This is a genomic window from Pueribacillus theae, from assembly GCF_003097615.1.
Taxonomy (GTDB): Bacteria; Bacillota; Bacilli; order Bacillales; family UBA6769; genus Pueribacillus; species Pueribacillus theae.
This window is the reverse complement of the sequence record NZ_QCZG01000011.1, coordinates 83240-90572: the sequence shown is the minus strand read 5'-3', so window position 1 is coordinate 90572 and position 7333 is coordinate 83240. Positions and strand designations below refer to the sequence as shown.

Annotated in this window: 8 protein-coding genes; 5 read left to right on the top strand and 3 right to left on the bottom strand. The window is 40.0% G+C overall.

The features are described 5' to 3' along the window. The first annotated feature begins 207 nt into the window (after positions 1-207). The 3 genes from DCC39_RS19595 (at position 208) to DCC39_RS07380 (ending at position 2366) form a co-directional block, all read left to right on the top strand. Entirely contained in the window at positions 208-612 is a 405-nt protein-coding gene (locus DCC39_RS19595) for a TraX family protein (RefSeq protein ID WP_276309896.1), read from the top strand. Beyond that, positions 609-998 (top strand): TraX family protein, encoded by a 390-nt coding sequence (locus DCC39_RS19720; RefSeq protein WP_338066542.1) that lies wholly within the window; start codon positions 609-611, stop codon positions 996-998. Before DCC39_RS19595 ends, DCC39_RS19720 begins: the two co-directional genes overlap by 4 nt. Before the next feature lie 375 nt (positions 999-1373). Then, positions 1374-2366, top strand: a complete 993-nt coding sequence (locus DCC39_RS07380; protein ID WP_116554251.1) for an NADPH:quinone oxidoreductase family protein — start codon at positions 1374-1376, stop codon at positions 2364-2366. Between the two features lie 24 nt (positions 2367-2390). Here the strand turns inward: DCC39_RS07380 and DCC39_RS07375 are convergent, their stop codons facing one another. After that, positions 2391-3599 carry an MFS transporter gene (locus DCC39_RS07375; protein ID WP_116554250.1) on the bottom strand — a complete coding sequence of 403 codons (1209 nt, stop codon included), beginning with the start codon at positions 3597-3599 and terminating at the stop codon, positions 2391-2393. Between the two features lie 36 nt (positions 3600-3635). After that, the gene (locus DCC39_RS07370; RefSeq protein ID WP_165820800.1) at positions 3636-4202 is read right to left on the bottom strand and encodes a competence protein ComK; all 567 of its coding nucleotides are present in this window, start codon (positions 4200-4202) and stop codon (positions 3636-3638) included. Between the two features lie 251 nt (positions 4203-4453). On the opposite strand from DCC39_RS07370, the gene DCC39_RS07365 reads away from it, so the two are divergent. After that, entirely contained in the window at positions 4454-4957 is a 504-nt protein-coding gene (locus DCC39_RS07365; protein WP_116554248.1) for a sigma-70 family RNA polymerase sigma factor, read from the top strand. Here DCC39_RS07365 and DCC39_RS07360 read toward each other — a convergent pair. Then, the gene (locus DCC39_RS07360; protein WP_116554247.1) at positions 4954-5577 is read right to left on the bottom strand and encodes a trimeric intracellular cation channel family protein; all 624 of its coding nucleotides are present in this window, start codon (positions 5575-5577) and stop codon (positions 4954-4956) included. The genes DCC39_RS07365 and DCC39_RS07360 overlap by 4 nt on opposite strands. Positions 5578-5733: 156 nt before the next feature. Here DCC39_RS07360 and DCC39_RS07355 point away from each other — a divergent pair, with 156 nt between their 5' ends. Continuing rightward, entirely contained in the window at positions 5734-7332 is a 1599-nt protein-coding gene (locus tag DCC39_RS07355; RefSeq protein WP_116554246.1) for a spore germination protein, read from the top strand. Position 7333: the final 1 nt, after the last annotated feature.

Here is a 7333-nt window from a genome sequence, read left to right as displayed (position 1 = left end):
ACAAAAAAATAAAGCCGTATCAAGGCTTCTTCGTATTTTTTTGATTATCAACTGTCAAACTCCCGAGACAAAGGATGACTTTGAATTATTTAATTCTTCCTAATTTGGCCAGTTCATTATATATTTAAATTATATCCAAAAATGGATAGATGTGATAAACTATGGATATTTAATATTAGTAAATTCAGAAAATTAAGAGGTCTATTAATGACAACGACAGCTCTAAAAATAGTGGCATTGATTTTTATGCTTATAGATCATATCGGAAAATTTATACCAGGAACACCTATTTGGTTTGGTTGGATCGGTAGAATTTCTGCTCCTTTATTTTTATTTTGTGTGATATGGGGCTTTTCATATACATCGGATAAAAAAAAGTATCTCACCCGTTTGTATTTGTTTGGAGTAGGCATGGCAGTAATGAATTTAGTATTGAATTATTTATATAACTACACCTACGACTATATAACAAGCAATATTTTTTCTACTTTATTCTTAGTTGCTTTTATTCTCTACTTAATCTATAAAAACGAAAAAAAATTATATATTTGCTTTGGAATTTGGCAAATAGTTAGTTTTATATTATTTTTTTTTTTTTTGCTGAAATTATGAATATACCACACTTCGCTAGTGCAACACCGTCTTACATGTTCTACGGTTCATTATTTGGAAATATTATTTTCGTTGAAGGGGGAGTTTTATTTTTAGTTCTTGGTGTATTACTATATTTAACAAGAAATAATAAAATGAATTTAATAATTTATTACAGTGTTTTTTCTGTTTTTATGTATCCATTGGTTAAGTATTATGGTTATCGGCCTGGTGGTCTTACAAGTTACCTAGTCCCTTTTGCAGATTATCAATGGATGATGATTGCAGCACTTCCTTTTATGTTAATTTACAATAGAAAAAAAGGAATAGGATTAAAGTATTTTTTTTACATATTCTATCCATTACATATAGCAATTCTTTATATAATAGGTCAGAGCTTGAAATAGCATAATATCATAAGTTATTGAAATACTTATCCACTCTTCAACTAATTCTTTTTCATACTTCAAGCGTATGTATGATGGAAAGAATAACACTACTTGTCTTACTGGTAATGTACTCACTTTTCCTATGTTTACAAAAAGTGGTGAGGGATAATAACGTTCTTCCCTTCTTATTCAACTGAAGAAAGCAATAATCTTGAAAAATAATAGTCTTGTATAATTTCCGCTGTCCTTTTTAGTCATCACTAAACTTGTTTTCTACCCTGTCAAAATTTAAAAGAAGAGAGCATTCAATTGAGTGTGATCTTATATTGCTTTATAATAGAGATGGTTTTTAATTTTTAGAAAAAATAAGAGTTTAAGAGAGGAGTTCATTTCATGGCCGAAAATTTTCGTGCTTTAGTCGTCAACAAAACGGAGGATGATTTTTCCGTTGACGTAAAAACTTTATCTTTTGATGATCTTCCTGAAGGGGAAGTAACGATCCGGACAGCTTATTCAAGCGTTAATTACAAAGATGGCCTTGCTTCCATTCCAAATGGAAATATCGTTAGTACATACCCTTTCGTTCCAGGCATTGACTTGGCTGGCACAGTTGTATCTTCTACAGATCATCGTTTCAAAGAAGGCGATGAAGTCATCGCGACAAGTTATGAAATTGGCGTTACCCATTTCGGTGGATTTAGCGAGTACGCGAGAGTGAAAGCGGACTGGGTCGTTCCGCTGCCGAAAGGATTATCGCTGAAAGAAGCAATGGCCTATGGAACGGCAGGGTTTACGGCAGCGTTGTCTGTACAAAGTTTAGAACAGCACGGCGTTCTTCCTGACAGCGGGGATATTGCTGTTACAGGGGCAACCGGAGGTGTCGGCAGCCTTGCGGTGGCAATTTTAGCCAAACTTGGCTACAGTGTTGTGGCAAGCACAGGAAAAGAAAGCGAGCATGACTACTTAAAGAGTTTAGGCGCAAAAAAAGTGGTCTCCCGTGAAGATGTCAATCCGGAAAAAATCCGTGCGCTAGGCAAACAACTTTGGGCGGGAGCGGTTGATCCTGTCGGCGGAAAGACATTGGCTGCCCTCCTTAGCAACACAAAATACGGCGGCAGTGTAGCGGTAAGCGGTTTAACTGGCGGGACGAGCGTCCCTGCAACAGTCTTTCCTTTTATTCTTCGCGGTGTCAATTTGCTTGGCATTGATTCGGTCTATTGCCCAATGGAAGTTCGCAAGCCGCTTTGGGAACGAATGGCAAACGAAATGAAGCCTGATAGCCTTCTAAGCGACATCGGGCAAGAAGTCGATTTGGACGGGCTCAAAGATGCACTTTCTTCTATTTTAGAAGGCAAAGTGCGCGGGCGTACAATCGTAAAATTTTAGATAAAATGTTTCAAGCGGCTGAGCTCATGCTTCGCCGCTTCCTTTTCCATAACGCGACAACCCATTAAGCCTTACTACTAACACGAATCCTGCGACAAGAAGTGCGCTAATATAAGAAACAACCCCCATCCAATGGAAAGAACTCCAGAAAAGTCCCCCAACAAAACCGACGATGCTTGAGCCACCGTAATAAAATAAAAGATACAACGATGACGCATGGGCTTTATGTTCCTTTGCCCAAACGCCAACCCAACTGCTTGCGACTGAATGGCAGCCAAAAAAGCCAAATGTTAATAAAGCAATTCCAACAACCTTTATGAATACACTGCCATGCAGCGTGATAACCACTCCAATGAGCATGAAGGCGATTCCCATGCCGACGACACATACTCTCCCTAATCGATCGGACAACTTCCCCATCCACGCTGAACTAAACGTTCCAGTTAAATAAACAATAAATATCCAACTTACAAGTGTATGGCTTAAATCATACGGTGGGGCAAGCAGCAAATACGTCACATAATTATACAGCGTGACGATGCTACCCATTAACAGAAAGGCAAGCCCATATAAGCAAAGCAATCCTTGATTTTTTAAATGTGGAACTAACGGCCGGAAAATTTCGCTAAAACGAGGTTTATCCACGGATTCTTTCTTGCGTGAAGGCGGCAAAACACGCCAAAACCAAACACTGCACAAAAGACATAAAAAACCAACAATAAAAAAAGCAATTCTCCATGAGGAATAATCCGTAACAACCCCTGTCAAAATTCTGCCTGTCATCCCGCCAAGCGTGTTGCCAGAAACGTAAAGCCCCATCACAAAGCCAATGCTTTTCGGATGAAATTCCTCATTTACATAAGCCATCGCAATCGCAGGCAAACCAGCAATTGTTATACCAAGCAATAACCTTAACAGAAGCAGCACGGTAAAATTAGGACTAAACGCTATAATAATCGTTAAAGCCGAAGAAAGAAAAAGTGACAGTGTCATCAACTTTTTCTTTCCCCAAGATTCTGACAACCCGGCTGTAATCAGCATAAAAATCGCCAACGAACCAGTCGTTAATGAGATTGTTAAGCTTGCTGTTGCGGGCGATACACCAAATTCCTCGGAAAAAATCGGAAAAAGCGGCTGTGTTGTATATAACAGGATCAGGACAACAAATCCTCCTAAAAACAAAGCGCTTCCCGTACGCCAGAAAGCTGGCGTTCCTCTCGTAATTTTAGGCATCATGAAGCCTCCCTCGGAGTCTCCATTATACCATTATCACTCATGTTTTTTAATGTGGTATGCCTGTTTCACAGGATCATAAACAAATTGAACGTCCTCTTTTTGTAATTGGTACACATGATGCTGCCGCTTCCCTACTTCGATCCGATTTTTTAGTAGATGGCGATACTGTGCTGTCCGTAAAATTTTAGTTTCGATTTGGCCTTTTGGCACCGGTACGGTAAAAGCTTGTCCATTTGTAAATAAAATAACTGTATTCCGATTGTCTAGTGGCCTTATTTCTTCAATATGCGTATGAGAAAGCCATACACACGAATGATTGTTCGGAGATTCCAGCGGAAAGAAAAAGATCGAAAGTTCTGCACTGATCGCAATTGGCGCTTTCTTTGAAATGCCCATTACCCGCTTTATCCCTTCAAGCCTTCCTTCGTAACTCGAACCGTAATAACGGCAACTGGCATCGATCACCTTTTTTGGCGGCATCGCTACAAGAAAATAGCTTTGTTCTTCAATGACAATGGTATGCAAATTCGCATAACGATCAAAACACGGCAAAAGTACCATCGTTTCAGTGTGAATTTCGTAGTCTTTCATGATCTGCATGACAGTCTCCCCTCTGCGCCTCTTTATTGGTGAATCTATTATAACACAAAAAGGAACATTTGTTCCCGTTTTTAAATAATAGACAACAATTTTCATTGATTTTGAAATAATCTTCCAAATATTCCACTAAAATAGCTTCCTTTGCATCCCGATAGCGGAAAAATGCAGACAGGAAACTGAAAGCATCTTCCTTTACGTTAAAGCTACCGCGGAATAACTGAAAAGCGCGCTTTTCAAAAAGGAAGCCATTCATGGATACAGAAAAAAAGTTCGAAGAGATTTTTAAGCAATATGAAAACATGATCAAAAAGCAAATAAAGATACTTCACATTTATAAAAACCATGATGAGTTCTTTCAGATTGGAATGATCGCATTATGGGAGGCAATGCAAAGATATGATCAAAGGAAAGGAAATTTTTCCGCGTATGCCTATGTAACCGTCCGAGGAAAAATGTTGGAACAGTTAAAAAAAGAAAAGCGATATGGCGAGAGACATACAGCCGCTTTTGAAACGGCAATTGATCAAAATACGTATAGCTTTTCTGAAACATTATTGGATGAAGAACAATTCCGAAGTTATTTGGCGCCGCTAAGCGAGAAACAGAAAACATGGGCAATTGAAGCAATTTTGAACCAAAAAACAATCACCGAAATCGCAGAAGAACATGGAGCAACGAAAGAAGCGGTGAAATCGTGGCGAAAAGAAGCATTAAAGAAATTAAGAAAGAGAGGCCCATCCTTTGCCTTTCATTAGGCAGAGGATTCCTCTCCTTTCCTTTTTTTGCGCGGCAATTGCCATCCGTAATGGTGTGCAAGCATGCGGCAAGCAACGATAAGTGCAAGAACAAAATAGAGGAGAATGTCATGATTCGCCAAACCGAGGCCAACAATCAACCCGCCCATCATGGCCCATACCGCATACATTTCTTTTTTTAAAATGAGCGGCTGCCGCCTCGCAAGCAAGTCACGGATTACCCCTCCGCCAGCTCCTGTCAATGCAGCTGCAACGACGACCGCAATCAAAGGATGATTCATATTGTACGCATAAAGCGCCCCTTGAATAGCAAACGCCCCCAAGCCTATCGCATCGAAAAACACGCCCCACGCCCATTTACTGTAGCTTTCAATCCACGAATTCGGCAAAAAGAAAACGATGCCGATCACAAGGATCGCAATATAAAAAAGAATATTTTGCTGCCAAATATGGCTTAATGGCAAGTCAATCAATATATTTCTGACCGTACCTCCCCCAAATGCCGTTGCAAAACCTAAAATGTATACGCCAAGAATATCATATTCCTCTTCCATCGCAATAATGGCTCCGCTTATCGCAAATGCAATTGTACCTATTACATTCAAAACATCCCAAACCATTGCTAGTCTCTATGTCCTCCTTCAGTTAACTCCACATCATCCTTATCATAATCATAACAATCTAATTGGTAAACTGTTTTACGGAAGAATATTGTGTAAAAATACCTCGACTGGAAATACTAGGTAAAACAAATTCATTTAACGAGGTTACTCTTTATGTTTAAAAAAAAGCTAAAGACTACCGTCAAAAAAAAGAATGGAAACGAATCTAAACAGCAAGATGAAAAGAAAGAAAAAAACCCGATCAGCCATTCATTAATAAAGAATATCGAGAGAATTAAGCAAATTACCGGCAATAGCAATGATATTGTCATCCGTGAATTTCGAGCCGGTGTCGAACAAAACATTCACCTAGCCATCGTTTACACTGACGGTCTGGCTGATGAGGACTTCATCCACAATTATATATTAGAATCCTTAATGCTAAACATTCGTGAATCAAAGCTTAATCGAACAGATGCGAAAATATTTCATCCTGTTGATTTCATTGCTTCCGCCTTCCTCACGGTTGGGGATTTAAAAAGTGTCGATGATTTTGATACCGCTTTAAACCATATCCTATCAGGCAACACAATTATTTTAATAGATGGATCACATTCTTGTTTTGCCTGCGACACACGCGGCTGGAATGATCGCAGTATTGAAGAGCCAAGCGCTCAAACAGTCATCCGCGGCCCGAAAGACAGTTTCACAGAAACGTTGCGAACAAACACAGCCCTCATTCGGCGAAGAGTGAAAGATCCTAACCTTCGCATTGAAGGAAAAGTGATTGGCAAACGAACGAAAACAGATGTCTCCATCGTGTACATTAAAGGGATTGCAGACAGCAAAGTCGTTGAGGAGGTTCATAAACGCCTAGATCGAATCAATATCGATTCGATTTTGGAAAGCGGCTATATTGAAGAATTAATCGAAGACGGCACTTATTCACCGTTTCCGACCGTATATCATACAGAACGACCGGATTCTACTGCGGCAAGCTTGCTGGAAGGCAGGGTTGCAATTTTAGTTGATGGCACCCCATTTGTGCTGTTAGTCCCGGCCATTTTTATGCAATTTCTCCAATCCGCCGAAGATTATTACCAGCGGTTTGATATTGGGACTTTCATACGCCTGCTTCGCCATATTACTTTCTTTCTAGCTCTACTAACTCCTGCAGTATATATCGCGGTAACAACTTTCCATCAGGAAATGTTGCCAACTCAGCTCCTTGTTAGTCTTGCTGCCCAAAGAGAAGCCATCCCCTTTCCTGCAATCGTCGAAGCTGTGCTAATGGAAGTCACATTTGAAATTTTACGTGAAGCAGGGGTCCGTATGCCACGTGCAGTTGGACCGGCGATTTCGATTGTCGGTGCCCTCGTGCTTGGAGAAGCTGCTGTTAATGCCGGACTCGTTTCCTCTGCCATGGTTATTGTCGTTTCTATAACAGCCATCGCAAGCTTTGTTTTTCCAGCTTATAACTTAGCAATCGCTGTTCGCATTCTTCGCTTTCTGTTTATGCTTCTTGCGTCGATGTTCGGGTTATTTGGCATCATTCTCGGCTTAATTGTTATGGTGCTTCATTTGTGCAGTTTACGTTCCTTTGGAGTTCCATATCTTTCTCCATTAGGACCTTACTACAAAAAAGACATTAAAGATACCGCAGTTAGATTTCCATGGTGGGCAATGACTACCCGACCGTATTTAATTGGTAAAAACAACCTGAATCGTGAAGATTCACCGCCTCCGAAGCCACCAAAAAATAGGGGGAATTAAC

Excerpts from the sequence above, each read along its gene's own strand:
- DCC39_RS07360 (WP_116554247.1), bottom strand. The coding sequence starts at position 5,577 with ATGGTTTGGGATGTTTTGAATGTAATAGGTACAATTGCATTTGCGATA.
- DCC39_RS07375 (WP_116554250.1), bottom strand. The coding sequence starts at position 3,599 with ATGCCTAAAATTACGAGAGGAACGCCAGCTTTCTGGCGTACGGGAAGC.
- DCC39_RS19595 (WP_276309896.1), top strand. The coding sequence starts at position 208 with ATGACAACGACAGCTCTAAAAATAGTGGCATTGATTTTTATGCTTATA.
- DCC39_RS07380 (WP_116554251.1), top strand. The coding sequence starts at position 1,374 with ATGGCCGAAAATTTTCGTGCTTTAGTCGTCAACAAAACGGAGGATGAT.
- DCC39_RS07365 (WP_116554248.1), top strand. The coding sequence starts at position 4,454 with ATGGATACAGAAAAAAAGTTCGAAGAGATTTTTAAGCAATATGAAAAC.
- DCC39_RS07370 (WP_165820800.1), bottom strand. The coding sequence starts at position 4,202 with ATGCAGATCATGAAAGACTACGAAATTCACACTGAAACGATGGTACTT.
- DCC39_RS19720 (WP_338066542.1), top strand. The coding sequence starts at position 609 with ATGAATATACCACACTTCGCTAGTGCAACACCGTCTTACATGTTCTAC.
- DCC39_RS07355 (WP_116554246.1), top strand. The coding sequence starts at position 5,734 with ATGTTTAAAAAAAAGCTAAAGACTACCGTCAAAAAAAAGAATGGAAAC.